Raw genomic sequence first — 26,096 nt, 5'->3', positions numbered from 1 at the left:
GGGCAGGGCCATGTTCATTCTCGCGCGGGCGCCGCTGCAGCGAAGTGCTGGCGCCCGCTGACGCGTCCTCGTCAGGCCGCTTCGGGGCGGGGCAGGCGACCCTTGGGCGGCAGGGCCGGCGCCTTCATGAGCATCCGGCACAGGCGGCCCAGCGTGTCGCGCATCTGGTGGCGGTGCACCACCATGTCGAGCATGCCGTGTTCGTGCAGGTATTCGGCGCGCTGGAAGCCGTCCGGCAGCTTCTCGCGGATGGTCTGCTCGATCACGCGCGGGCCGGCGAAGCCGATGAGGGCGCCGGGCTCGGCGATCTGGATGTCGCCCAGCATGGCGTAGGAGGCCGTGACCCCGCCGGTGGTGGGGTTGGTGAGCACCACGATGTAGGGCTTCCTGGTCTCGCGCAGTTCCTGGATGGCGGCGGTGGTACGCGGCATCTGCATGAGGGACAGGATGCCCTCCTGCATGCGCGCGCCGCCCGAGGCCGCGAACATAATGAACGGCGTGCCCTTCTCGGCGGCGGTCTGGAGCCCCTTCACCACCGCCTCGCCGGCGGCCATGCCGAGCGAGCCGCCCATGAAGCCGAAATCCTGCACGGCGATGGTCACCGGCAGCTCGGTGAGCAGGCCGGTCGCCACCTTCACCGCGTCCTGGTAGCCGGTCTTGGTGCGGGCGTCCTTGAGGCGATCGATGTAGCGGCGCTCGTCGCGGAACTTCAGCGGGTCGGTGGCCACCTCCGGCAGCGCCACTTCCTCATAGGCGCCGTCGTCGAAAGTGGCCTTCAGCCGCTTCACCGCATCCATGCGCATATGGTAGCCGGATGCGGGAATGACGTAGAGGTTGGCCTCCAGGTCCTTGTGGAACACCATCTGCCCGGTCTCGGGGCACTTCACCCACAGGTTCTCGGGAACCTCGCGGCGCGCCAGGAAATCGCGGATCTTCGGGCGGACGACGTTGGAAATCCAGTTCACGGGCGATCTCCGGAAGGCGGGCGGACAGCCGCGCTGCGGCGCACACCAATATGCTTCCATCTAATGGCAAGCGCGACGCGGCGAAAGTGCGGCAGGACGAAGCCTTGCCGCGCATTCGTCCATCAAGGGGCCTCCATCGCCCGGCTTCAGGGGCGCGTCGGCGCCTCAGCGCTTGATGGCGCGCACCGCCTCGGCCAATTCGATCACCAGCGCCTCGACGCCTGGCAGGGTGTTGGCGGTGGCCTTGCCCTCCTGGTCGAGGGTGCGGCGCACCACCTCCACCAGGGCCGAGCCCACCACCACCGCATCGGCGCCGGCGGCGATGGCCTTGGCCTGTTCCGGGGTCCGCACGCCGAAGCCCACCGCCACGGGCAGCGTGGTGTGGGCCTTGATGCGGGCCACGGCGGCGGCCACCAGGTCCGCGTCCGGCGTCGCCGAGCCGGTGATGCCGGTGATGGAGACGTAATAGACGAAGCCCGCCGTGTGCTCGAGCACGGTCGGCAGGCGCTTGTCGTCGGTGGTGGGGGTGGCGAGGCGGATGAAGTCGAGCCCGGCGTTCAGGGCCGGCAGGCAGAGTTCATCATCTTCCTCCGGCGGCAGGTCCACCACGATGAGGCCGTCCACCCCGGCCACCTTGGCGTCGGTGAGGAAGCGCTCCACGCCATAGATGTAGATGGGATTGAAATAGCCCATTAGCACCACCGGCGTGGTGGTGTCCTCGGTGCGGAAGACCCGGACCATGTCGATGGTCTTGGCCAGGGTCTGCCCGCCCTTGAGCGCGCGCAGGCCCGCCGCCTGGATGGCCGGGCCGTCGGCCATGGGATCGGTGAAGGGGATGCCCAGCTCGATCACGTCCGCCCCGGCGCCCGGCAGCGCCTTGAGGATGGCGAGGGAGGTCTCCCCGTCCGGATCGCCCGCGGTGACGAAGGTGACGAGGCCGGGGCGGCCTTCCTCTTTCAGCGCGGCGAAGCGGGTGGAGATGCGGGTGGTCGCCTGCGTGGTCATGGGCCTGCCTGGATGCAAAGAACGGATGGGGGCGCGGGAGAGAGGTCCTTGGGACCGCGCCCTATACCCGTGGCCCATGAGCTTGGCTCTTCCATGAGCTTGGCTCCTGGGACACGGGTCAAGCCCGCGCGGCGCTTGAGCGTACCCATTTGGCATCGGTCAACGACCGAGGCCGATGGTCTTACTTGTGGCCGGTGATGGCGCAGGTGGCGCGGTTTGCCGACGTGCCGCCGAGCAGGCGCACCTGGTCGGTTCCCGTCACCCCGGGCACGATGGAGAACAGGGTGGTGGACGACTTGCCCAGCGCGCGGTTGCCGGCGAAGAACGCGCAGGCCACATAGGCCTCCGAGACCAGCGCGGTGGTGCCATTCTTCACCGAGACCGAGATGAAGGCGCCCGCCGGATCGGTGATGACCTTGCCGGTGGTCAGCTGGAGCGCGGCCGACGACTGCGCCCATGCCGGGGCGGCAAGGCCCGTAACGCAGGCGCCAATGCCGACGGCAAAACTCAAGGCGAGAACGGCGGAGAAAGGCTTCATGGCTACGCCCCCAGGCTGGTGCCGAGAATTTCCGCCACCTGGGGCACGTCCTTGTCCCCGCGGCCGGACAGGTTGACCACCATCAGGTGATCCTTGGGCAGCCGGGGCGCCAGCTCGACCACCTTGGCGATGGCATGGGCGGATTCCAGCGCCGGAATGATGCCTTCGAGCCGGGTCAGCAGCTGGAAGGCGTCGATCGCCTCCTGGTCGGTGCACGACAGGTAGGTGGCCCGGCCCACGTCGTTGAGCCAGGAATGCTCCGGCCCGATGCCCGGATAATCGAGGCCGGCCGAGATGGAATGGGCCTCGGTGATCTGGCCGTCGTCGTCCATGAGCAGGTAGGTGCGGTTGCCGTGCAGCACCCCCGGCCGCCCGCCGGCGATGGAGGCGGCATGCTCGTGGGTGTCGAGGCCGCGGCCCGCCGCCTCCACCCCGTAGATCTCCACGGTGGGATCGTCGAGGAAGGGATGGAACAGGCCCATGGCGTTGGAGCCGCCGCCCACGCAGGCGATCAGGCTGTCCGGCAGCCGGCCTTCCATCTCCTGCATCTGCTCGCGGGTCTCGCGGCCGATGATGGACTGGAAGTCGCGCACCATGGCCGGGTAGGGATGCGGCCCCGCCACCGTGCCGATGCAGTAGAAGGTGTCGTGCACGTTGGTGACCCAGTCGCGCAGGGCCTCGTTCATGGCGTCCTTCAGGGTGCGCGAGCCGGACTGCACGGGCACCACTTCGGCGCCCAGCATCTTCATGCGGAACACGTTGGGCGCCTGCCGCTCCACGTCCACCGCGCCCATGTAGACCACGCACTTCAGGCCGAAGCGGGCGCACAGGGTGGCGGTGGCGACGCCATGCTGGCCGGCGCCGGTCTCGGCGATGATCCGCTCCTTGCCCATGCGGCGGGCGAGCAGGATCTGGCCGAGCACGTTGTTCACCTTGTGGGAGCCGGTGTGGTTCAGCTCCTCGCGCTTGAGATACACCTTGGCGCCGCCGTTGCCGCCGGAGGCCGCGGAGACCGCGCGCAGATGGTCGGTGAGGCGCTCGGCGAAATAGAGCGGGGAGGGGCGGCCCACGTAATGGGTGAGGTAGCCCGCCATCTCGGCATGATAGGCGGGGTCCACCTTCGCCGCCTCGTAGGCCTGCTCCAGCTCCAGGATCAGCGGCATCAGGGTCTCGGCGACGAAGCGCCCGCCATGGATGCCGAAGTGACCCCGGAAATCGGGGCCGGTGCGATAGGAATTGAGAGCGGTCACGACGCACGCACTTTCGATGAGAGATCTTCAGGCCCCTGCGCCGCTTCCGCGCAGGGCGGATCGATGCGGGCCGGGTGGTCGGGGAAGCCGGACACCGCGCGGCGGGCCGCCGCGACGAAGGCGCGGATCTTGTCCGGCGATTTCACGCCGGGCGCATCTTCCACGCCAGACGATACGTCCACCCCGTCCATCCGGACCTCGGCAAGGGCCTGCGACACATTGTCGGCATTGAGGCCACCGGAAAGCATGAGGGAGCGCCCGGCGTCAAGGCCGGCGACGAGCCGCCAGTCGAAGGGGCGTCCGTTGCCGCCGGGCAGGAGTGCGCCGGGATCGGGCTTGGCGTCGAACAGGATCATGTCGGCCACCGCGGCGAAAGCGGGCAGCATGGCGAGATCTTCCCGCCGGCCCACCGGCAGAGCCTTCATGACCGGAAGGCCGAAGCGCGCGCGGATGGCGGCGACGCGCTCCGGCGTCTCCTGGCCATGCAGCTGGAGGAGGTCGGGGGAGAAAGCGGCCGCCACCTGCGCCAGAAGGGCGTCGTCGGCATCCACCAGCAGCGCCACCTTGCGCGCCCGCCCCTCGACCCGCGCCACGAGGCCGGGGGCTTCCGTGAGCGAGAGGTGGCGCGGGCTTTTGGGAAAATGGACGAAGCCCACCAGGTCGGCGCCCGCCGTGAGTGCCGCGTCGAGGGCGTCCGCGGTCTTGATGCCGCAGATCTTCACATCGAGACGCCTCACGTCCCGGTTCCTTGCGTCGAGCTTGCTCGCGCTGCGGATTCCTGCGTCGCGATTCCCTGCGTCGCTTGCCATCTTCTCAACCCTGCGCGCGCCGCCCGGCGTCCCGGCCCCGGCGCATTGCGATCACGTCTCCACGTGGGTGAACTGGCCGGCCTTGCGGAAGCGCCAGAGATAGGTGGGCAGCACCGTCGCGAGGGCGGTGGGGGTGATGTCGAGGCCGGCGAAGGTGCGCCCTTCGGCCTTGGCGGCGTCGGAGACCACATTGTCCGTGCGCAGCATGGCCACCTGGTCGGTGGTGAGCGGCGCGCCCGGCGCCCATTGGGTGAGTCGCGCCATCAGGTTGGCGACGCCGAACGGCAGGTCCACCAGCAGGCGCTTGTGGCAGACCTCGTGCAGCATGAGTTCCATCAGCTCGCGGAAGGTGCGCACCTCCGGCCCGCCCAGCTCGTAGGTGGTGCCGGCCTTGGCCTTGCCGTCCACCGCCTTGAGGATGGCGGCGGCCACGTCGCCCACGAACACGGGCTGGAAGCGGGTCTTGCCGCCGCCGATCAGCGGCAGCACCGGGGAGAGGCGCGCCATGGCGGCGAAGCGGTTGAAGAAATCATCCTCCGGTCCGAACAGCAGGGAGGGACGGAAAATGATGGCATCGGCCGCAGCGGCACGCACGGCGGCCTCGCCCTCGGCCTTGCTGCGGCCGTAGCCGGAAGGCGAGTTGGCATCGGCACCGATGGCGGAGACATGCACCAGTGGCACGTTTTCCCGGGCCGCAGCTTGGGCGATGGCGCGGGTCCCGAAGACGTGGACCGCATCGAAGCTCTGGCGGCCCGACTGGGCGAGCACGCCGACGAGGTTCACCACCGCCTCGGCGCCGTCCACCGCGCGGGCGACGCTCTCGGGATAGCGCACATTGGCCTGGCTGACCTGGATCTGGCCGACGAAGCCGAGGGGCTGGAGGAAGCCCGCCAGCTCCGGCCGCCGCACCGCCACGCGCACGCGATAGCCGCGCATGGCGAGCGCCCGCACCACATGCCGCCCGAGGAAGCCCGAGCCGCCGAACACGGTCACAAGGCTGTCGCTCACAGGACGATCGGTCACCGTCACATCGCTCATGCCGAACCCCCGCTCGCCGGCATCGCGCCGGTCCCCTGTGGTGGTGGACGTGCCGGGACGCTTTTGCGGCGCCAGCACACACCCCTATATAGTGTGCGACGAGCACATACGCGATGCGGGACCCCGCCGTAAAGGCGCTCCGATGCCGCCCTCCCGCTGCGGCGCGCGCACGGGAGAGTTGACGCGGGCGCGCTCCGACACTATAAGCCCGGCACTTCGCTGGCGGTCATGCCGCCGGCTTGTTCACCCATTCATGCGCGACGCGGAGGGGCCATAGGGGCCACGAAGCCGGGCGCGAACCAGCAAGGATGGCCGATGGCCAATACGCCTTCCGCCAAGAAAGCGGTGCGCAAGATCGAGCGCCGCACCGAAGTGAACCGGTCTCGCCGCTCGCGCGTGCGCACCTACCTGCGCAAGCTTGAGGACGCGCTCACGGCCGGCGACGCCACCGCCGCCACCCAGGCGTTCAAGGCAGCCGAGCCCGAGATCATGCGCGCCGTCACCAAGGGCGTGCTGCACAAGAATACGGCTTCCCGCAAGGTTTCGCGTCTGGCGGCCCGCGTGAAGCAGCTCAGCGCTTGATTTAGATCAATCAAGGTTGCTGTCTGAATGTAAAGGCCCGGCACTGCCGGGCCTTTTTGCTTGGTGCAATCCAAAAGCGACAGGTAGCGGGCTCTTCACCTTGCTGGCGGCGATAATCCCGATTCTCCGCGACCGTCAAGTCCTGCGTTCCGACCGGTTGTGGAAGGGGCGTGGGGCCACCCGCGGACCGATCAGAAAAACAACATCCGGGTGAAAGACTTAAAGGCTAAAGGCCGGAAGAGGCCAAACCGGACCCATTTCAGGGGTAGGAAAACACCTCGTTGCGCGGCGATATTTCGCGTCCGCCGGCGGGCGCCGCCGCCCGGAATCTCACTGTCGCGACAGAGGTTTGCCGGCTGATATCGAGGACGGGTGCGGGTTGGCGGCGCTCTGGCTTGTGCCCGCTATCCCATGGGGGAGGGGAAAGGCGTTGCACCCCCCAAAGGGGCTGTGTATGTTCAATCTCACTCCGGGAGCGACACTGGGGTTCACCGACAGAATGAAGTTTTCGCGGCTCTTCGTGCATGAGGAGGGGATGGCTGTGCTTGTATTCTTTCACCGCCCTCCCTTTGGTTGCTGTGCCGCGAATGCGTTTAGCCTTCGCCCTGTCGAGCCATGCTGAGAGCGATTGTCTGATCCCAGCTCTGAGCACGTTTTAGAACAAGCAAAAATCTGATTAATTCTAACGGCCGCCGATGAACTTCGTCGGCGGAAATGGGGCGGCTATGACTTCTGGCACACAAGCGGCAGTGGATGCAGCGGCATATCAAGCTCACCTTCCGGCCTCTTCGCGTTGCGTTCCGATCGTCGGGAGTCTTGGCCTTGAACTGGTCTGTGCGTCGCCCCCTTCTTGCGGCAAGGATCGCGCATGAATTTGCGCTGATGCCGTGACGGCGTCCTCGGGACGCAGCTGAAAACAACGCTCTCATTTTGCAAAAGTGCGCGCAGCCCGAGAGGGCGCGGACGGCTTTTGCGTCACCAACCAGGGAACCGCGTTCAACGCGGTCGGAGCTCCATGCTCAAACCTCATGCTCCGGACGCGCGTCGTGCCGGATCGACTACGTTTCAGCCAGCCCTTGCGGAGACCGCCGGAATGGAATGCGCGCCGACCGCGCCGACCCCCTGGGAGCGCGTCCGTCAGCGCCTGCGTGAAGAGATCGGCGAGGAAAAGTTCACCAGCTGGTTCGCCCGTATGGACCTTGATGCGCTGACCGCCGACGTGGTTCAGCTCTCCGTGCCCACGCGCTTCCTCAAGTCGTGGATCCAGGAGAATTATCTGCCGCGGATCGCGGACATCTGGGCTGAGGAGAGCGGCGCGAAGCGGCGCGTGGATCTTGCCGTGCGCAATGCCTTTGCCCGTCCGGTGGCGCTGAAGGCGACCGCGGTGCGCGAAGTGGTGACCGAGCGCACCGAAGTGCGTTCCGGCGATGGGCGTCCGCAGCCCGCCCGGGCTTCCGATGCGCGGTCCGCCGACGCCCGTGGCCCGGATGGACGCGGCTCGGACGGACGCGGCTCCGAGGCGCGCGGCTTCGAGACCCGTGCTGCGGCCTCCGCCCTGTCCGACGCGGCGGCGGGGGACGTGGCCTCCGGTTCCCCCCTCGACGCGCGCCTCACCTTCGAGAGCTTCGTGGTGGGCAAGTCCAATTCGCTGGCCTTCGCCGCCGCCAGACAGGTGGCCGACAGCGCCAGCGGTTCGTCCCCGGTCTTCAATCCGCTGTATCTCCATGCGGCGGTGGGCCTCGGCAAGACGCACCTGTTGCAGGCCATCGCCCGGGCCGGCGCGGTGGGCGGCCGGCGCACCACCTACCTCACCGCCGAGCGCTTCATGTACGGCTTCGTGGCCGCCCTGAAGACCCATTCGGCCATCGCCTTCAAGGATGCCCTGCGCACCATCGACACGCTGGTGATCGACGACCTGCAGTTCCTGAAGGGTAACAATCTCCAGCAGGAATTCTGCCACACCCTCAACGCCCTGCTGGATGGCGGGCGGCAGGTGGTGGTGGCGGCGGACTGCCTGCCCGGCGAGCTGGAGCATCTCGACGAGCGGGTGCGTTCGCGCCTCGCCGGCGGACTGGTGGTGGAACTGGGCGCGCTGGAGGAGGAGCTGCGCCTCGAAATCCTGAAGGCGCGCTACCAGACCCTGACCGAGCAGCACCCGGGTTTCGCCGTGCCGGCGCCGGTGCTGGAATTCCTGGCCCGCAGCGTCGGCCAGAGCGGGCGCGACCTCGACGGCGCGCTCAACAAGCTGCTGGCCTTCAACCAGCTCACCGGCGAGCCGGTGACGCTGGAAATGGCGGAAAACGCGGTCAAGGACCTCATCCGCCCCACCGATCCCAAGCGGGTGCGGGTGGACGACATCCTGCGGGTGGTGGCCAAGCATTATAATGTGTCGCGCGCCGACCTCCTGTCCCAGCGCCGCACCGCCACCGTGGTGAAGCCGCGCCAGATCGCCATGTATCTGGCCAAGACCCTCACCTTGCGCTCGCTGCCGGAAATCGGCCGGCGCTTCGGCGGACGCGACCACACCACCGTGCTGCATGCGGTGCGCAAGATCGACGGGCTGGTGGCCACCGACCGGGTGCTGGCGGAGGAAATCGAGGTTCTCAAGCGCCTCGCCCTGGAAGCCTGAGGCGAGCAGCCTGGGACGGGCGGCCTGAGGCGGCCTTGGTCGACCCGCCTTGGTCCCCGAATCCGGCGCCTGACGGCGCCGTTTTCGTTTGTGCCGGCCGCAGCGGATTGGGGCGTCTCCAGCGGCCGTTTCAGCCGTGCGGGTGCGGGCTGCGGTGGATCCTGGGGGCCGGGGCGGCGCCATACGGTAAAAATCAGCCAGCCGCCCTTGCCTTGGCGCGCCTTGGGCGGCAATGTCTGCGGCCCGGCGCCCGTCTCGTGGCGGGTGCCCGCGCGACGCTCCCTGCGTTCCGCGCAATCGCCACTTGGCGCGCGATCCACCTTGCCCGTGACAGCGGGGGAGGGCGGAGCGGGCGCCGTCCCCGAACGACGAGGCGGACCCACCGGCGGGACGTTAGGCGCCCGCGGCAGGCCGGCTCCAGAGCGAAGAGTGAACGGGCCAGGACCATGAAGGTCACCGTCGAGCGCGCCGAGCTTCTCAAATCGCTCAGCCACGTCCACCGCGTCGTCGAGCGGCGCAACACCATTCCGATCCTCGCCAACGTGCTGATCAAGGCGGGCAAGAACGGGCTGGAGCTGAAAGCCACCGACCTCGACCTGGAGGTGGTGGAGAGTGTTCCCGCCGAGACCGGGCAGGCGGGGGCCACCACCGTGCCCGCCCATGTGCTCTACGACATCGTGCGCAAATTGCCCGAGGGCGCGCAGGTGCAACTGGAGGCGGGCGGCGAGCGGGGTACGCTGACCGTCAAGGCCTCCCGCGCCCGATTCTCCCTGCAGACCCTGCCCGAGGCCGATTTCCCCGATCTGGCGGCCGGCGAATTCTCCCATACCTTCAAGGTGAAGGGCGCGGACTTCCGGCGCCTGGTGGACAAGACCCAGTTCGCCATCTCCACCGAGGAGACGCGCTATTACCTGAACGGCATCTATCTCCACGTCACCGAGGGTGCGGGCGGCAAGTCCATGCTGCGGGCGGTCGCCACCGACGGCCACCGCCTCGCCCAGGCCGAGCTGGAGGCGCCGGCGGGCGCGGCCGGCCTGCCCGGGGTCATCGTGCCGCGCAAGACCGTGGCCGAGATCCAGAAGCTGCTGGAGGACAAGGAGGCGGAGGCCACCGTCTCGCTCTCCACCACCAAGATAAGGGTGCAGGTGGGGGCCATCGTGCTCACCTCCAAGCTGATCGACGGCACCTTCCCCGATTATGGGAGGGTGATTCCCCAGGGCAACGACAAGACCCTGATCGTGGACAAGGACGAGTTCGCCGCCGCGGTGGACCGCGTCTCCACCGTGTCCAGCGAGCGCGGGCGGGCGGTGAAGCTGTCGCTGGCCGAGGGCAAGATGACGCTCTCCGTCACCAATCCCGATTCGGGCAGCGCCACCGAGGAGCTGGAGGTGGACTACACCGCCGAGCCCCTCGATATCGGCTTCAATTCCCGCTACCTGCTGGACATCACCTCGCAGCTGGAAGGCGACACGGCCGAACTGAAGCTGGCCGATCCCGGCTCGCCCACCCTGGTGCGCGATTCCAACCGGACGGATGCGCTTTACGTGCTCATGCCCATGCGGGTGTGAGGGCGGGTCGCCGAGGATGGCGCGTTCTTGAGCCTTTGAGAGCGACGCGGCGGGCACTGGCCGCCCCGGCAAGCCCGGCCTTGTACCGATATTCACGCCGAGTATCCACGCCGGGCCGGATGCGCAGGGCTTCCGAGCATGGCTCCCAGCCGCGGAGCGTGGATGGCCGGAACCCGGATGCTTCCGGGTTCCGTTCCCAGGGACGGAAGTCGGCAACAGCCGGCATCCGGGACAAGCCCGGCCAAGACGTTCGCGCCAAGACGTTCCGATTCGAGCCGGGGCGGCCGCGCCCGCAAGCCGACGATGACCGCAGGCGGCCGCACGGAACTTTCCCAACGCCCATGCCCCACGCCGCCATCCGCAAGCTCACCCTCACCGCCTTCCGGTCCTATCCGTCGGCGCAGATGAGCGTTCAGGACGGGCTGGTGGTGCTCACCGGGCCGAACGGCGCGGGCAAGACCAATATTCTGGAAGCCCTCTCCTTCCTCTCCCCCGGGCGGGGGCTGCGGCGCGCCCAGCTCAGCGATGTGGGCCATCGCGCGCCGGGCGCCGCCGGCGAGGCACCGTGGGCGGTCTCCATTCTCGTGGACGGCGCCCTGGGCGAGGTCCGCCTCGGCACCGGCCATGACCCGGCGCAGGAAGGCGGGGTACGGCGCTGCCGCATCGACGGCGAGCCGGTGCCGTCCGCGAATGCGTTCCTCGATCATCTGAAAGTGCTCTGGCTGACGCCGGAGATGGACGGCCTCTTCCTCGGCCCGCCCGGGGACCGGCGGCGTTATCTCGACCGCCTGGTTCTGGCGGTGGATGGCGCCCACGGCACCCGGGTCAACGGTCTGGAACGGGCGTTGCGCTCGCGCAACCGGCTGCTGGAGGAGAACGGCTCGGCGCGCTTCCTCGATGCGGTGGAGCACGAGGTGGCGGAACTGGCGGTGGCGGTGGCGGCGGCGCGGCTGGAGACGGTGGCCCGCCTTGCCGCCGAGATCGCCGCCCACCGCGACGACGCCTCCCTCTTCCCCTTCGCCGAGCTGGCCCTTGACGGGGTGGTGGAGCGGCTGATCGGCGTCCATCCCGCGCTGGAGGTGGAGGACCGCTACCGCGCCCTGTTGCGCGACAACCGCCCGCGCGACCGGGCGGCGGGCCGCACGCTGGAGGGGCCGCACCTCACCGACCTGTCGGTGAGCCATGGCGAGAAGCAATTGCCCGCCGCGCGCTGCTCCACCGGGGAGCAGAAATCCCTGCTCATCGGCCTCACCCTGTCCCATGCGCGGCTGGTGGCCTCCATGCAGGGGCTCTCGCCCATCCTGCTGCTGGACGACGTGGTGGCCTATCTCGACGCTGCGCGCCGCACCGGCCTGTTCGATGAGCTGGCCCGTCTCGGCGCGCAGGCGTGGATGACGGGCGCCGACCCCACCGCCTTCGCGGCGCTGGACAGCGCCGAGCGCTTCACCGTGGCGCCGGGGGCCGTCACGCGGACGTAAGGGGCGGTCAGCCTTTGAGGATGTATCCGCGGACGCATGCAGCGGTCGCGCAATGCGAGCCGGGGGCCAGCGCAAGCGTTCTGGGCAGCAGCCCATTTGGCCCCATTGGCCAATCGCAGATCGCTTTGGCCTGAAGCGCGGTTGACCCCCTCTCCCGCAAGCGAGACCTCTGCGAAAGTCACGCATGGTCGGTGTCGGGAGCCGGTTCCCCCTCTCCCCTTGCGGGAGAGGGCCGGGGTGAGGGGTTTGCTGCAATCCTGGGCAAACGCGTTTTCAGGCACCGCCGCCCCCTCACCCCCAACCCCTCTCCCGCAAGGGGAGAGGGGAGGACGGCATCTTGGCGACCTTTCGCAGAGGTCTCGCAAGCGGGAGAGGGTTTCCATCGTGCCCGGTCGCAACAGCGGGCGTTCAAGCGGGTGAGGCCCCCCGAACAACCCCGCTTGACTCCCCTCGAAGTAAACATCATATATCATACATACTAATAAGACGACCCATGGGAGGGATGATGATCCGGCAGATTCTGGGCGGCACACTCGCGCTTGCGGCGGCCGCCACCATCGGCTTGGGGCCGGCGGCCCTGGCCCCGGCGCATGCACAGTCGCAGGACGTGGTCGTCGGCTTCGTGCTGCCGCTGTCCGGCGGCTCGGCCACCATCGGCAACCAGACCAAGCTCGGCGCCCAGGTGGCGGCCGAGCAGATCAACGCGGCGGGCGGCATTGCCGCCCTCGGCGGGGCCAAGCTGAAGCTGATCTTCTCCGACAGCCAGTCCAAGCCCGACATCGGCGCGTCCGAGACCGAGCGCCTGATCCAGCGCGAGAACGTCTCGCTGCTGGTGGGCGCCTATAACAGCGCCGTCACCTTCCCCGCCTCGGAAGTGGCCGAGCGCTACAAGACGCCGTGGATCGTCACCGGCGCGGTGAAGGACGAGATCACCGAACGCGGCTTCAAATACGTGTTCCGCCCCAACAACAAGGCCACCTACGACGCGCGCGAGCAGCTCGACGCCATGGACCTCCTGAAGAAGGAGACCGGCAAGGGGCCCGCAAGCATCGGCCTGTTCTACGAGGGCACCGACTGGGGCCGCTCCCACGCCGCCAACATCAAGAAGTTCGCCAAGGAGCGCGGCTACGCCATCTCCCTCGACGAGAGCTTCCCGCCCAACCAGGTGGATTTCACCGCCCAGCTGCTGAAGATCCGCGCGTCGAAGCCCGAGGCGCTCATCGTGGTGGCCTATACGCCGGACCACCTGTTGTTCACCCGGCAGTATTTCGAGAACAAGATCAACATTCCCTTCGGCATCCACTCGGTGGGCGGCGGCTCGGAGGACCCGTCGTTCTACAAGGCGGTGCCGCAGAAGGCGGTGGACTATCTGTTCGTGCAGGAAGACTGGCAGATCGACCGCCTGAAGACCGACACCGACCCCCGCGTGCTCGACGCCAACACCCGCTTCAAGGCGCAGGCGGGCTACGACATCAACTCCTACGGCGCCCAGGGCATCTCCAACGTCTACCTCATCAAGGACGTGCTGGAGCGCGCAGCCTCCACCGACCGCGACAAGATCCGCGACGCGCTGGCGGCCACCGACATCACCTCCGGCATGCCGCTCATCGTCGGCTACCAGCGCATCAAGTTCGATGAGCAGGGCCAGAACACCTTCGGCCACGGGGTGATCTCCGAGAATATCGGCGGCGAGCGCCGCACCATCTGGCCCTCCGCCAACCGTGCGGCCGACACCAAGCCCGTCTGGCCGGTGCCGGACTGGTCGACGCGCTGAGGCGCGCCGCCCCACAGTGCTCCGGGCGCCGGATCGCCGGCGCCCTTTTCACCTCTCCCTGTCCCCGTCCCCGATCCCGGATTGCGCCGCGTGCCGCGCGCCGTCCCCACGGAGGTGACCCCATGGATGCCTTGACCCTTTCCTTTGCGGTCATCAACGGACTTCTGCTCGGCGGAATCTACGGGGGCGTCGCCCTCGGGCTCAGCCTCATCTTCGGGGTCATGCGCGTCATCAATTTCGCCCACGGCTCCTTCCTGATGCTGGCCATGTATTGCTCGTATCTGCTGTGGGCGAGCCTTGGCGTGCATCCCTATGTGAGCATCCTCGTCACCGTGCCGTTCCTGTTCGGCGTCGGCTATGTGGTGCAGAGCGTGGTCATCTCCCCGCTGATCCGCCGCGAGCGGGCGCTGGTGGTGGAGCCCACCAGCGCGCTGCTGCTCACCGCCGGCGTCTATCTCGTGGTGGACAACAGCGTGCTCATGGCGTTCGGCCCGGACGTGCGCTCGGTGACTACCGACATCACCTATGAATCGATCTTCGTCGCCGGCCTGCCCATCAACCTGGCCCGCTTGATCGGCTTTGCCGCCGCCATCCTCGTGGCCTTCGCCCTGTCGTTCTGGCTGAAGCATTCGGACATGGGCCGCGCCATCCGCGCCACGGCGCAGAACCGCGATGCGGCGGCCCTGTCCGGCATCAACGTGCCGCTGATCTACAACGTCACCTTCGGCCTCGGCTGCGCCGTGCTCGGCCTGTTCGGGGCGCTGCTGGTGCCGTTCTTCTCCATCACCCCCACCATCGGCCTGTCGTTCGGCATCAAGTCGTTCCTGGTGGTGGTGCTGGGCGGCATCGGCTCCATCCCCGGCTCGATCCTCGGCGGGCTGCTGCTGGGGGTGTTCGAATCCGTCGCCGCCCAGTTCGTCACCGCCACCTCGGCGGCGATCTTCTCCTTCGGCCTCTTCATCGTGATCCTGCTCATGCGGCCCGCGGGCCTCATGGGCCGAGCTTGAGAAGGCACGGGTTCTCCATGCGCGCCTCCTTCACCCTCATCCTCGGCCTGCCGCTGCTTGTGGCGGCGCTGATCCTGCCGTTCGTGGTCGCCGACAGCTATGTGGTGCACTCGGCGGCCATGGTGCTCTATTTCGCCTACATGGCCTCGTCGTGGAACTTCGTCTGCGGCTATGTGGGGCAGGTGTCGCTGGGCCACGCCGCCTTCTCCGGCATTGCGGGCTACGCCAGCGTGCTGCTGTTCACCGGGCTCGGGCTCTCGCCGTGGATCGGCATGATCCTCGGCGGCGTGCTGGCGGCGGCCATCTCGGTGCCGGTGGGCTATGCCACCTTCCGGCTGAAGGGACCCTACTTCACCCTCACCAGCATCGCCTTTGCCGAGATCATGCGCATCTGGCTGGAGAATACCGACGAATTCCTCGGCATCCCGCTGAAGGGCGCGCAGGGGCTCACGGTGCCGCCGGTGGGGGGCACGAGCTTCCTGGCCTTCCAGTTCGACGGCAAGCTGCCCTATTACTTCATCATCCTCGCCATGCTGGTGGGGGTGATGGCGGCGACCCATGTCATGGAGCGCTCGCGGCTCGGCTTTTATCTCAAGGCCATCCGCGGCAACCGTGACGGCGCCGAGGCGCTGGGCATCGATCCCACCCGCTACTGCCTCACCGCGCTGGCGCTCTCCGCCTTCCTCACCGGGCTGGGCGGCGCCTATTACGCGCAGCTGTTCCGCTACATCAATCCGGAGCGGAACATGGGCATCGACCTGTCCATCGACATGGCGGTGATGACCATCGTGGGCGGGCAGGGCACCATTCTCGGCCCGACACTGGGCGCCCTGGTGCTGCATCCGGTGGGCGAGATGGTGCGGGCCAGCCTCGGCGGCCATGTGCTGGGGCTGCACCTCATCATCTACGGCGTCGTGCTGATGCTGGCGGTGCTGTATTTCCCCAAAGGCATCATCGCCCCGCTCCAGCGCTGGCTCACGCCCGCCTCCAAAACGACTGCGCCCCAAACCACCGTCACCGTGGCAACGCCCAAGGAGGTCGAGGGACGATGAGCACCCGCATCCTCGAGGTGGACGGCATCTCCAAGCGCTTCGGCGGCCTGCAGGCGGTGTCGCCGCTCTCCTTCCACATGGCGCCGGGCGAGATCCTCGGCCTGCTCGGCCCCAACGGCGCCGGCAAGACCACCGCCTTCAACATGATCGCCGGGGCGCTGCGCACCGACACCGGCGCCATCCGCTTCAACGGCCGCGATATCGTGGGCGAGAAGCCGTGGGACATCTGCCGGCTGGGCATCGCCCGCACCTTCCAGCTCTCCAAGCCGTTCGGCGGCCTCTCGGTGGTGGAGAATGTGATGGTGGGCGCCTTCGTGCGCACCGCCTCCGAGATGGAAGCCCGCGCCGAGGCCGAGAAGGTGGTGGACTTCCTCGGCCTGACCGCCAAGGCGTGCACGGATGCGGAGGACCTCACCGCCTTCGACCGGCGCAAGCTGGAACTGGGACGGGCGCTCGCCACCGGCCCGCGCCTGCTGCTGATGGACGAGGTGGTGGCCGGCGCCACCCCTACCGAGGCGCAGGAGATGGTGGCGCTGGTGCGCCGGGTGCGCGACCTCGGCGTGTCCATCCTCATCGTCGAGCATGTGATGAAGGTGATCATGGGCCTGTCGGACCGGGTCATCGTGCTCGACTACGGCAAGCTCATCGCCGACGGACCGCCGCAGCAGGTGGTGAACCAGCCCGACGTGCTGAAGGCCTATTTCGGAGAGCGCTATGTCCAAGTCCATGCTTGAACGGCCCGGGCTTGAAGTTGCCGCGACCACGACATTCGCCCGGGACCTGCCCGCGCTGGAGGTGAAGGACCTGTGGTCCGGCTATGGCGAGCAGGACGTGCTGCGCGGCATCGACATCGCGCTGAAGCCCGGTTCCATCGTGGCGCTGATCGGCGCCAACGGGGCCGGCAAGTCCACGCTTCTGCGCACCATTTCCGGCCTCATCCGCCCGCGCCGGGGCGAGGTCCGCCTCGGCGGCGAGGTGCTCTCGGGCCTTCCCCCCCACCGCATCGTGGAGCGCGGCTTCGTGCAGTCGCCGGAGGGCAAGCAGCTGTTCCTCGACATGTCCATCCGCGAGAATCTGCTGGTGGGCGCCGCCAACCCCCGCGCCCGGGTGCGGCGGGAGGAGACGCTGGAAGAGGTGTTCGACCTCTTCCCCATCCTCAAGGAGCGGCAGGCGCTGAACGCCTCCACCCTGTCCGGCGGGCAGCAGCAGATGGTGGCGGTGGGCCGCGCGCTCATGGCCCTGCCGCGGGTGCTGGCGCTGGACGAGCCCTCCCTCGGCCTTGCCCCCATCATGGTGGACCGCCTGTTCGAGAGCATCGCCCGCATCCGCGCGCGCAACCTCACCATCCTCATCATCGAGCAGAACGTGTTCCAGGTGCTGGAGATGGCCGACTACGGCTACGTGCTGGAGAATGGCGCCGTGACCCTCTCGGGCACCGGGCCGGATCTCTTGGCGAACGATCATCTCAGGGCGAGCTACCTCGGGCTGTGAGCCCCGCCGCCCGATCCGGAGAGACCCACATGACTGCTTTGGAGCGCGTCGCCGTCATCACCGGCGGCGGCACGGGGATCGGCCGCGCGGTGGCCGAGCATCTGCTCGGCGACGGCTACACGGTGGTTGCGGCCGGGCGCGACCGGGATGACGACCTGCCGGCGGCCATCGGCTTCGCCGAGCTGGATGTCACCGACGCGGCGGCAGTGGCGGCCTTCGCCGCCGGCTTCCCGCGCCTGTCGGCGCTGGTGAACTGCGCCGGCATCATCCTGCATGAGGGCCGGGAGCTGACGCCGGAGGGCTTCGCCAAGGTCGTCGACGTGAACCTCAACGGCTCCAACATCACGACCCTCGCCTTCCGCGCGGCGCTGGGCGCGGCGGGCGGGTCGGTGGTGAATACCGCGTCCATGTGGAGCTATTTCGGCTCGGGGCGGAACCCGGCCTATGCGGCCAGCAAGGGCGCCGTCCTCCAGCTTACCCGCTCCCACGCAGTGGGGTTCGCGCCCGAGGGCATCCGCGTGAACGCGGTGGCGCCGGGCTGGATCGAGACCCGCCTGTCCGCCGGTGCGTTGCAGAACCCCGAGCGGGCCGGGCCGATCATGGCGCGCATCCCCCTGCAGCGCTGGGGCAAGACCGCCGACGTGGCGCAGGTGGTGGGCTTCCTGCTGTCCCCGGCGGCGGCCTATGTGACGGGGGCCATCATCCCCGTGGATGGCGGCTACGGCATCGCGTGAGGGGCGCTCGCCTCACTCCGCGTTGAGCGAGGCGAGCTTGCGCTTGCCGGGCGGGGCCTTGGCCTGCTCGTCCAGCCAGTCGGCCATGACGAGACCCCAGGCGATGTCCTGCTGGATGGCATGCTGCGCCCGCTCCGGATCGCGCGCCCGGAGCGCCGCCAGCACGTCATAGTGGCGGTGGTCCTCGCCGGCGATCTGGCGCGGCGGCAAGGTGGAGTGGAACACGCTGAGCAGCGGCCCCATCAGCGTCCACATGTTCTCCACGATGGATTCGAGCAGCGGCAGCTCCGCGATCTCGATGAGCGCGAAGTGGAAGTCGCGGTTCTTCAGGCTCGCCTTCTTCGGGTTCGAGGCTGCGGCCTCAATGAACTCCTCCTGGATCAGCTCCAGCCGGCGGATCTGCTTGTCGGTGATGCGCTGGGCCGCGCAAGCGGCGGCGGCGCCCTCCAGCTCCATGCGGATGAGCTGGATCTCCTTCAGGCGCGCGCTGTCCAGCAGCGGCACATGGATGGCGGTGGCGGCCTTCATCTCCAGCGCCTGCTCGCTCACGAGGCGGAAGATCGCCTCGCGCACCGGGGTGATGGAGGTGCCGAGATCGGCGGCGAGCGCGGAGATGCGCAGTCGCTCGCCGGGCTCGAACTGCCCGTCGATCAGCGCCCGGCGGATGCGGCCGTAGACGCGGGCCGAAAGATTTTCCGTCTCGATCTGCCGCAGCTCGGCCATGGCATCCAACGCTTCTGAAGGGACCTCATCGCACCATATATCATATGGTCATGGCCGGCGCGGCGCCGTGGGGTGTGCTCCCTGCATTTGCGTCCACAATCACGCCCGCGAACCGCCCCGCCTCGATGGCCAGTATGGCGCGCACCACTTCCGCCTCTTCCAGCACCCGGGCGAAATGCCGCGCATGGGGTGCCGACAGGGTGAGGCGGGCGATGGTGGCTGCCTCCTCAATGGTGGGTGCCACCCCGGCGAGGGCTTCAAGGCTCGTGGGCAGGCCGATGGCCTCGTAGAAGCCCAGAAAATCGGCGAAGAAAGCCGCGTCGCGGCCTTCCAGCACCAGTTGCACCAGCACGCCATAGGCGACTTCCAGTCCGTGCAGCGCGCGGGCGTATTTCGGCACGGCAGAGAGGCCGCGCGTCATGGAATGGGCGATGGACAGGCCGCCGCTCTCGAAGCTCAGGCCGCTCATGAGCACGGTGGCCTCCACCACCAGGTCGAGGGCGTCGTCCGCTTCCCTGCGGTCCACGGCCGCCAGCGCCGCCGGAGCGTGGCGGCGCAGCACGTCGTAGCAGCCGCGGGCGAGGATGAGGGCGGAGAAGGCGGGGTCGGCGCCGAACACGTTGCGGCCCTTCGCGGCCACGCAGCGCTCCACCTCGAACAGCTTCACCACCGCATCGCCGATGCCGGCAAGGAACAGCTGGCGCGGCGCCTCGGCGATCACCTGGGTGTCCACCAGCACCAGGTCCGGATTGGCGGGCAGCTTCTCCACCGCGAGCAGGCGATGGTCGTCGTCATAGAGCACGTAATTGTGGCTGGTGGGCGCGTCGGTGGAGGCGATGGTGGGGATGGTCGCCACCTTGGCGCCGATGCGGTTGGCCAGCGCCTTGCCCGCATCGATGCACTTGCCGCCGCCCGCCGCCGCCACCAGCGCCGGCGGGGTGTCGCCCAGAGCCGCAAGCAGGCGGTCGATCTCGGAGGGCGAGCTTTCCCCGCCGAAGCGCAGGCGGGAGAGCCTGACCCCCGCCCCCTGGCAGGAGGCCTGGAGGCGATCACCGAAGCGGTCGTCGATGAAGGGATCGATCACCAGCGCGGCGGTGTCGGTGAGGCGGGCCAGCTCCGGACCCAGATGGTCCAGCGCCCCCTTGCCCTGCACATAGCGCCGCGGCGCGCCGAACACCTTCATCTGGACCCTCCCATGGCGGGGCGCGCCCCATGGGCGTCATTCCGAACATGATATATCGTGTATTATGATCGGAGATCAAGCGTCTCCGGGGCAAGACCCTTCATTTCGGGCTCGGATACGACCGCCCTTTCCAGCGGCGGCCCTCCTGCCGTAAAACGCCAGCATGACCATCCGTCCCGCCGCCCCCGACGACATTCCCGCCATCGCCGCCATCTATGACGAGGCCGTGCGCACCGGCACCGCCTCGTTCGAGCTGGCGCCGCCCGGCGTCGCCGAGATGACGCGCCGCCATGCGGCCGTGGTGGAGGCGGGCTTTCCCTATCTGGTCATGGAAGAGGGCGGGGTGGTGCTGGGCTATGCCTATGCCAGCGCGTTCCGCCCGCGTATCGCCTATCGCCACACCGTGGAGAATTCCATTTATGTGGCGCCGGCGGCGCAGGGGCGCGGGATCGGCCGCGCGTTGCTGGAAGCGCTAATCGCGGCATGCGAGGCCGCAGGCTTCCGCCAGATGGTGGCGGTGATCGGCGACAGCGCCAACGAAGGCTCCATCGGCCTGCACCGCGCCTGCGGCTTTGCCGACATCGGCATCCTGCCCGCCACCGGCCTGAAATTCGGCCGGTGGATCGATACGGTGCTGATGCAGCGCCCCCTCGGGCCGGGTGCCGATGGCGTGCCCGAGGAGGCGGACCTCAGCTTCAGCGGGTGATCAGCGTGCCGGCGCCGTGGTCGGTGAGCAGTTCCAGCAGCACGGCGTGGGGCACCTTGCCGTCGAGGATGACGACGCCTTCCACGCCCGCCTCCAGGGCGTAGATGCAGGTTTCCACCTTGGGGATCATGCCGCCGGAAATGGTGCCGTCGGCAATCAGCGCCCGCACCTCGGCGATGGTGAGCTTCGGCAGCAGCTGCTTGTTCTTGTCCAGCACGCCGGGCACGTCGGTGAGCAGCAGGAAGCGCTTGGCTCCGAGCGCGCCGGCGATGGCGCCCGCGAAGGTGTCGGCGTTCACATTGTAGGTGCCGCCGTCCACCGCCGCCGCCACCGGGGCGAGCACCGGGATCAACTCGCGGCCGAGGATCTGGTCGAGCACGGTGGTGTCCACCGTGTCCGGCTCGCCCACGAAGCCGAGGTCCACCACATGGTCGTTGTCCACCACCACGCGGTTGGCCTTGCGGGCGCGGACCATGTTGCCGTCCTTGCCGCACAGGCCGATGGCCTTGCCGCCGGCCTCGTTGATGAAGCCCACGATCTGCTTGTTGATGGAGCCGGCGAGCACCATCTCCACGATCTCCACCGTGGCCTTGTCGGTGATGCGCAGGCCGGCCGCGAACTCGGACTTGATGCCGAGCTTGGCCAGCATGGCGCCGATCTGCGGGCCGCCGCCGTGCACCACCACCGGGTTCACGCCCGACTGCTCCAGCAGCACGATATCCTGCGCGAAGGTGCGCGCGCCCTCCTCGCCGCTGATGGCGTGACCACCATATTTCACCACGACGATGGCGTCGTCGTAGCGCTGCATGTGGGGCAGCGCCTTGGCCAGAACCTCGGCCTGCAACTGGGCTTCCGACACGGACGTGGAAAGGGGCTCGTTCATGACGGGCTCGCTCATGATCCTTGGAGCCGGACCCGACCAGGCTGAACCAACCTGGGCGGCGACTCCGGCGCCAAAATTTAAGAAAGAGAACGCTGACCCGATCAGCTTGCGACGCAGGCCGACCGGCGCATGCTCCAGAGCCGGCGTGCGCCGGCGCGGCGCCGTTCTAGCCGTTTCCCCGGCGCCGTGAAAGGGCGTGGCCGGAGAGCGGCGGGCGGTCCACTCCTTCGGCCGTGTTCCGTATCGTCAGTCTTTCGCTGGTCGCGGAAAGGTGATCAGAAGCGGTCACCGGTCCACCACATTCGGCAGGTCAACAGCTCCCGTCGCACCGCAACCCCTTGCTCCACGAGAGCACGCGCCGGTCGGCCTGCCGCGCAGACTGATCGGACAAAGCGTTCTCTCTTCCGGCTTCAGAGGGCCTGCGTTCAGGACGCTGCTGCCTCCCCTCCAGCCATTCGCCAGAGATCGCACGGCCCAGATGACCACCCCTTCGTCAGCTTTCCCGACGGTGCCTTCGTCCCCCGCGCACGGCCGCGCCGCGCCGCCGGAGCGCCTGCCGCATGATCTGCGCGGCCGCTGGATCGCGCTGCTGTTCGTCGCCTGTTTCGCGCTGGTGGCGGTGCCGATCCTGACGCATCCCCTGCCGCCCCTGTCGGACTATGTGAACCATCTCGCGCGCATGCATGTCATCGCCGAGCTGCCCCACAACCCCAACATCGCGCGCTTCTACTATCTCAAGTGGTCCATCCTGCCGAACATGATGATGGACCTGATCGTTCCGGTCATCGATCGGGTCACCGACATCTATACCGCCGGCGAGATCTACACCCTCCTGTGCTTTGTCCTCATTGCGGGCGGGACACTGACGCTCAACCGGGCGTTGTTCGGCATGTGGTCGGCACTGCCGCTGGTGGCTTTCCCACTGCTTTACAACGCCATCTTCCTCATCGGCGTGATGAATTATTACTTCGGTATCGGGCTGGCGCTGTTGGCGCTCGCGGCCTGGGTGTTCCTGCGCGACAAGCCGTGGCCGTGGCGCTTCATCGTCTCCGCCGCGTTCGTGGCGGCGCTGTTCTTCTGCCACCTGTTCGCGGCCGGGGTGTATGGCGTCGGCCTCCTGGCCTACGAGATCGACCGCCTGCGCCAGGGCCGCGGCCCGCTCGGCCCGCGGCCTGCCACCTTCGTGGCCGCCGGCCTGCCTTTCCTGCCCATGGTCCCGCTCTTGATCGCCAGCCCCACCTGGGGCCTCAGCAGCGAGAACATCTGGGAACCGCAGGGCAAGATCGACGGCCTCGAAATGGTCGTGAACGTCTATTTCGACTATGTGGCCATCGTGCTGACCGCCGTGGTGGTGGGGGCGGCCATCTGGGCGGCCCGGCACCGCCTGCTCCATGTCCATTCGCTGATGCTGCCGCTGCTTGTGGTGGCGGGAGTGGTCTATCTGGCCATGCCGCGCGTGGTGTTCGCGAGCTATATGGCGGACCAGCGCCTGCCGGTGGCCATCGCCTTCTTCGTGCTCGCCGCCCTGCGCGCGGACCTGCGCCATCGCCTGGCCCGGCGCGGCTTCGCCGTGGTGCTCATCGTGCTGCTGGCGGTGCGCGTGGGCGAAGTGCAGGTGGTGTGGAACCGCCTGTCCCAGTGGACGGTGGCGTTCCGCCAGTCGGTGGAGCAGATCAGGCCCGGCTCCCGCATCCTGGTGGCCTATGCCGACATCAACGGCGGCAACGATCCGCGCGACCTCGGCCTGGTCCACGCCGCCTGCCTCGCCATGATCGAGAAGTCGTCCCTGGTCACCACCGCCTTCGCGGTGAAGGGCAAGCAGATCCTGCGCGTGCACGAGCCCTATCGCAACCAGGTGGACACGGAGGACGGCTCCCCGCCCCAGATCGAGCAGTTGCTCGTGACCGAGGAGGAGCCGTCGTCCGACGGCCCGCGCTACTGGGACCTGTGGCCGCAGCACTTCGACTATGTCTATGTGCTCTTCACCGAGCGCGGCGCGTCCAATCCGGACAGCGACCGGCTGAAGCTGGTGTTCGAGGGCGAGCGCTTCCAGCTCTACAAGGTCATCCCGCCCGGCCCCCCGCCGTCCTGAACCGCGGGGCGGGTCGTCACTGCGCCGTCACGGTCCGGTGCAAGGCATGCCCCTTTCCGGTACAGAGCCCCCATGGAAACCGTCTACACCAACGCCCGCCTGATCCTCGACGACGAGGTGATCGACGGCACCCTCACCGTCCGCGACGGCGTCATCGCCGCCGTGGATGGGGGCCGTGCCCATGCGCCGGGCGCCGTCGACTGCGCCGGCGACTTCATCGCCGCCGGGATCGTGGATCTGCACACCGACGCGCTGGAAGGCCATTTCGTGCCGCGCCCCAAGGTGTTCTGGCCGGATGCGCGGGCCGCTGCGCTGGCCCATGACGGCCAGACGGTGGCCAGCGGCATCACCACCGTGTTCGACGCCATCTGCGCCGGCGGCTTCGACCAGGCCAAAGCGGAGCGGCGGGACCTGTTCGAGCTGATGCTCGACGCGGTGGAGGACGGTGCCGGCCTGTTCCGCGCCCACCACCTCGTCCACCTGCGGTGCGAGATGACGGACCCGGACCTGCTGGCGCTGGTGGAGCCCGCGCTGGCGCGGTCCACCCTCGCCTTTGCCTCCCTCATGGACCACACGCCCGGCGCCCGGCAGTGGCGCAACGTGGATGTGCTGCGCGGCTTCCTCCTCGGCATCGGCAAGGAGGCGGGCGAGGCCGAGCGCGAGATCGCCGAGCGCACCGCGCGCGGCCGCGCCAACGTGGAACGCAATTTCGCGCCGCTGGCGCAGATGCTGGAGGCCACCGGCCTCGTGCGCGCCAGCCACGACGACACCACGGACGATCACGTGCGCCTCGCCCGGGAGGCCGGCTGCACCGTGAGCGAGTTTCCCACCACCCGCGAGGCCGCCGTCGCGGCGCGTGCGGCGGGGCTTGCCACCATCGGCGGAGCGCCCAACGTGGTGCGCGGCGGCTCCCATTCCGGCGGCATCGCCATGGGCGCGCTGGCGGAGGAGGGGCTGGTGGATGCCCTCGCCTCCGACTACGTGCCGGCGAGCCTGCTCCAGGCCGCGGTGCGGCTCCACCTCGCCGACGGCCTGCCGCTGCCGCGGGCCATGGCCCTCGTCACCCGCAACCCGGCTGAAATGGCCGGGCTCGCCGATCGTGGCCGGCTTGCCGCGGGGCTTCGGGCTGACGTGCTGCGCTTCCGCATCGTGGACACCACCCCCGTGGTGCGACAGGTGATGGTGGACGGCGAGCGGGTGTTCTGACCGCCCGGAGCGCTCAGAACACGGGCGGGACGATGCCCACCGGGAAGCCGGCGAGCTTGAGCGTGCCCGCCTCGAAGCCCAGCGCGAAGGTGGTGCCCTTGCGCCCTTCCACCTGGCCCTGCTTGCCTACCATGGCGAGGGCGCTGACGATGGGCGACACCTCGCGCGGGATCACGCCGGCCCGGTCGAGCCCCTTCACCAGATCGTTGAGGCCTGCGAAGCCCAGGTCGAGCTTGCCGTTGAGCCGCCCCTGCGGATCGAGGGAAACGGCGCCGCTGGAGGCGACGGCGAGCTTGGGCGAGGTCACCGCGAAGCGCTCCAGCGTCGCCGTGCCGCCGGCCGCCGCCCAGGCCCTGAGGCGCTGGGTCACCGGCATGGGGCGCAGGTCCGCCGAGGCGGAGACGGTGCCCTGCAGCGTCATGTCCACCGGCCCGGTGACGCCCAGCGCGTTCAGCACGGCGCTCTCCCCGCCGAGCATGCCGGAGGCATAGTCCACCCCGTCGGGCTTGCCGTCGGCACCGGGGGCGAGGCGGGCATGGAATTCGAACAGGCGGGCGGTGGCAAGCGGGGAGGGCGGCGCCCCGGCGGCTCCCGGCTGCTCGATGCGCATGTCGTGGGCCCGCAGGGAGAAGCGCTGCGGCCGGCCCGAGAGGTCGCCGATGCCGCTCATCTGCAGCAGCGACCAGTTGGCCCCATAGGCGGCGCCGGTCGTGAGGTCCTCGACCCGCGCCGGGCCGGCGAACTCGGCGACGATGTGGCTCGGCGCCCACACCTGCGCCACCGCATGGGCCGAGACCGCGGTGAAGCGCATGGCGTCGCCGCCGCGCGTCTCCAGCGTCGGGCCCTGGCAGCGCAGCTCGAAGCGGAACGGGAAGCCGGCGAGGGTGCGGTCGGCGCAGCCCCAGATGCGGCCGAGCTGGGCTTCCCGGCCGATCCAGGCATCGATCTCGCGCTCGGCGCGGTTCGCCGCATAGAACCACAGGCCGCTCCAGATGACCGCGAGGACCACCACGAGGGTGACCGGAACGATGACGAGCCAAGGCTTGCGGCGGGGGGGAAGGGCGTCGGTGGCGGTCATGAACGTCCCTGGGAAGTGGCGGCCATCGGAGCCGCCGTGCGGATCCATGCCGCGCGAAGGCCCCAAGGTGTTGGGCAGGATCGGCTTCCGCGCGCGAGCGGTGGCCGGTTTCGCCGAACGGCGGACCAGGCGCATGCTTGCGGCGGCAGGTGCCGGCTGTTAGGCGACGGTCTGGCGTTTCTGTCAACGCCCGAGCGCTTCGTGCGGGGCACAGGCGGCTTGCGTGGCGAAGCAGGTTGAACACACGGCTGGAGCGTCGGGCGCATCCATGGTGGACGAGCAGGGGGCGGGCACTGTCTCTTATA

General features: G+C 68.8%; 23 protein-coding genes. 13 read left to right on the top strand and 10 right to left on the bottom strand.

Features of this window, described 5'->3' with window-relative positions:
• Positions 1 to 71: 71 nt before the first annotated feature.
• The 6 genes from accD to K9U41_RS12225 form a co-directional block, all read right to left on the bottom strand.
• Positions 72 to 965 carry an acetyl-CoA carboxylase, carboxyltransferase subunit beta gene (gene accD / locus K9U41_RS12250; RefSeq protein WP_282641121.1) on the bottom strand — a complete coding sequence of 298 codons (894 nt, stop codon included), beginning with the start codon at positions 963 to 965 and terminating at the stop codon, positions 72 to 74.
• Positions 966 to 1,130: 165 nt separating this feature from the next.
• Complete coding sequence (trpA, locus tag K9U41_RS12245) at positions 1,131 to 1,970, bottom strand: tryptophan synthase subunit alpha (RefSeq protein ID WP_282641120.1); 840 nt, start codon at positions 1,968 to 1,970, stop codon at positions 1,131 to 1,133.
• 181 nt (positions 1,971 to 2,151) lie between these two features.
• Positions 2,152 to 2,508 carry a hypothetical protein gene (locus K9U41_RS12240; protein ID WP_282641119.1) on the bottom strand — a complete coding sequence of 119 codons (357 nt, stop codon included), beginning with the start codon at positions 2,506 to 2,508 and terminating at the stop codon, positions 2,152 to 2,154.
• 2 nt (positions 2,509 to 2,510) lie between these two features.
• Positions 2,511 to 3,758 carry a tryptophan synthase subunit beta gene (gene trpB / locus K9U41_RS12235; protein ID WP_282641118.1) on the bottom strand — a complete coding sequence of 416 codons (1,248 nt, stop codon included), beginning with the start codon at positions 3,756 to 3,758 and terminating at the stop codon, positions 2,511 to 2,513.
• Positions 3,755 to 4,495, bottom strand: a complete 741-nt coding sequence (locus K9U41_RS12230; protein ID WP_282641116.1) for a phosphoribosylanthranilate isomerase — start codon at positions 4,493 to 4,495, stop codon at positions 3,755 to 3,757. Before K9U41_RS12230 ends, trpB begins: the two co-directional genes overlap by 4 nt.
• A gap of 123 nt (positions 4,496 to 4,618) precedes the next feature.
• Positions 4,619 to 5,605, bottom strand: a complete 987-nt coding sequence (locus tag K9U41_RS12225) for a complex I NDUFA9 subunit family protein (RefSeq protein ID WP_282641115.1) — start codon at positions 5,603 to 5,605, stop codon at positions 4,619 to 4,621.
• A gap of 315 nt (positions 5,606 to 5,920) precedes the next feature.
• Between K9U41_RS12225 and rpsT the strand changes: the two genes are divergently transcribed.
• From rpsT to K9U41_RS12175, 10 genes are all read left to right on the top strand, one after another.
• Positions 5,921 to 6,187: a 30S ribosomal protein S20 gene (rpsT, locus tag K9U41_RS12220; protein WP_282641114.1), complete on the top strand. Its 267-nt coding sequence runs from the start codon at positions 5,921 to 5,923 to the stop codon at positions 6,185 to 6,187.
• Between the two features lie 1,093 nt (positions 6,188 to 7,280).
• Complete coding sequence (gene dnaA / locus K9U41_RS12215) at positions 7,281 to 8,816, top strand: chromosomal replication initiator protein DnaA (RefSeq protein WP_282641113.1); 1,536 nt, start codon at positions 7,281 to 7,283, stop codon at positions 8,814 to 8,816.
• A 446-nt stretch (positions 8,817 to 9,262) separates the two neighbouring features.
• Positions 9,263 to 10,384 carry a DNA polymerase III subunit beta gene (dnaN, locus tag K9U41_RS12210; RefSeq protein ID WP_282641112.1) on the top strand — a complete coding sequence of 374 codons (1,122 nt, stop codon included), beginning with the start codon at positions 9,263 to 9,265 and terminating at the stop codon, positions 10,382 to 10,384.
• Between the two features lie 341 nt (positions 10,385 to 10,725).
• Positions 10,726 to 11,862: a DNA replication/repair protein RecF gene (gene recF, locus K9U41_RS12205; RefSeq protein ID WP_282641111.1), complete on the top strand. Its 1,137-nt coding sequence runs from the start codon at positions 10,726 to 10,728 to the stop codon at positions 11,860 to 11,862.
• 505 nt (positions 11,863 to 12,367) lie between these two features.
• Entirely contained in the window at positions 12,368 to 13,636 is a 1,269-nt protein-coding gene (locus K9U41_RS12200) for an ABC transporter substrate-binding protein (protein ID WP_282641110.1), read from the top strand.
• Positions 13,637 to 13,758: 122 nt separating this feature from the next.
• Positions 13,759 to 14,643, top strand: coding sequence for a branched-chain amino acid ABC transporter permease (locus K9U41_RS12195; RefSeq protein WP_282641109.1), 885 nt, complete (start codon positions 13,759 to 13,761; stop codon positions 14,641 to 14,643).
• Between the two features lie 17 nt (positions 14,644 to 14,660).
• Positions 14,661 to 15,695, top strand: a complete 1,035-nt coding sequence (locus K9U41_RS12190) for a branched-chain amino acid ABC transporter permease (protein WP_282641108.1) — start codon at positions 14,661 to 14,663, stop codon at positions 15,693 to 15,695.
• The gene (locus K9U41_RS12185; RefSeq protein ID WP_282641107.1) at positions 15,692 to 16,429 is read left to right on the top strand and encodes an ABC transporter ATP-binding protein; all 738 of its coding nucleotides are present in this window, start codon (positions 15,692 to 15,694) and stop codon (positions 16,427 to 16,429) included. The genes K9U41_RS12190 and K9U41_RS12185 overlap by 4 nt, the downstream gene beginning before the upstream one ends.
• Complete coding sequence (locus tag K9U41_RS12180; protein WP_282641106.1) at positions 16,410 to 17,186, top strand: ABC transporter ATP-binding protein; 777 nt, start codon at positions 16,410 to 16,412, stop codon at positions 17,184 to 17,186. The genes K9U41_RS12185 and K9U41_RS12180 overlap by 20 nt, the downstream gene beginning before the upstream one ends.
• Before the next feature lie 29 nt (positions 17,187 to 17,215).
• The gene (locus K9U41_RS12175) at positions 17,216 to 17,920 is read left to right on the top strand and encodes an SDR family NAD(P)-dependent oxidoreductase (protein WP_282641105.1); all 705 of its coding nucleotides are present in this window, start codon (positions 17,216 to 17,218) and stop codon (positions 17,918 to 17,920) included.
• Positions 17,921 to 17,932: 12 nt separating this feature from the next.
• On the opposite strand, the gene K9U41_RS12170 is transcribed toward K9U41_RS12175, so the two are convergent.
• The gene (locus tag K9U41_RS12170; protein WP_282641104.1) at positions 17,933 to 18,643 is read right to left on the bottom strand and encodes a GntR family transcriptional regulator; all 711 of its coding nucleotides are present in this window, start codon (positions 18,641 to 18,643) and stop codon (positions 17,933 to 17,935) included.
• Positions 18,644 to 18,683: 40 nt separating this feature from the next.
• On the bottom strand, positions 18,684 to 19,826 hold the full coding sequence (locus tag K9U41_RS12165) for a glycerol dehydrogenase (protein WP_282641103.1): 1,143 nt from the start codon (positions 19,824 to 19,826) through the stop codon (positions 18,684 to 18,686).
• A gap of 163 nt (positions 19,827 to 19,989) precedes the next feature.
• Between K9U41_RS12165 and K9U41_RS12160 the strand changes: the two genes are divergently transcribed.
• Entirely contained in the window at positions 19,990 to 20,532 is a 543-nt protein-coding gene (locus K9U41_RS12160; RefSeq protein ID WP_282641102.1) for a GNAT family N-acetyltransferase, read from the top strand.
• On the opposite strand, the gene argB is transcribed toward K9U41_RS12160, so the two are convergent.
• Positions 20,522 to 21,415, bottom strand: a complete 894-nt coding sequence (gene argB, locus K9U41_RS12155) for an acetylglutamate kinase (protein ID WP_282641101.1) — start codon at positions 21,413 to 21,415, stop codon at positions 20,522 to 20,524. The genes K9U41_RS12160 and argB overlap by 11 nt on opposite strands.
• A gap of 478 nt (positions 21,416 to 21,893) precedes the next feature.
• Between argB and K9U41_RS12150 the strand changes: the two genes are divergently transcribed.
• Together K9U41_RS12150 and K9U41_RS12145 are read left to right on the top strand one after the other, a co-directional pair.
• Positions 21,894 to 23,507 (top strand): hypothetical protein, encoded by a 1,614-nt coding sequence (locus K9U41_RS12150; RefSeq protein ID WP_282641100.1) that lies wholly within the window; start codon positions 21,894 to 21,896, stop codon positions 23,505 to 23,507.
• Between the two features lie 72 nt (positions 23,508 to 23,579).
• A complete protein-coding gene (locus K9U41_RS12145) occupies positions 23,580 to 24,713 on the top strand; it encodes an alpha-D-ribose 1-methylphosphonate 5-triphosphate diphosphatase (RefSeq protein WP_282641099.1) in 1,134 nt (377 codons plus the stop codon).
• Between the two features lie 13 nt (positions 24,714 to 24,726).
• Here the strand turns inward: K9U41_RS12145 and K9U41_RS12140 are convergent, their stop codons facing one another.
• The gene (locus K9U41_RS12140) at positions 24,727 to 25,791 is read right to left on the bottom strand and encodes a DUF2125 domain-containing protein (RefSeq protein ID WP_282641098.1); all 1,065 of its coding nucleotides are present in this window, start codon (positions 25,789 to 25,791) and stop codon (positions 24,727 to 24,729) included.
• Positions 25,792 to 26,096 lie beyond the last annotated feature (305 nt).

Source organism: Xanthobacter autotrophicus, assembly GCF_029991245.1.
In the GTDB taxonomy this organism is placed as follows: Bacteria; Pseudomonadota; Alphaproteobacteria; order Rhizobiales; family Xanthobacteraceae; genus Xanthobacter; species Xanthobacter autotrophicus_C.
This window is presented reverse-complemented; position numbering and strand designations above follow the sequence as displayed.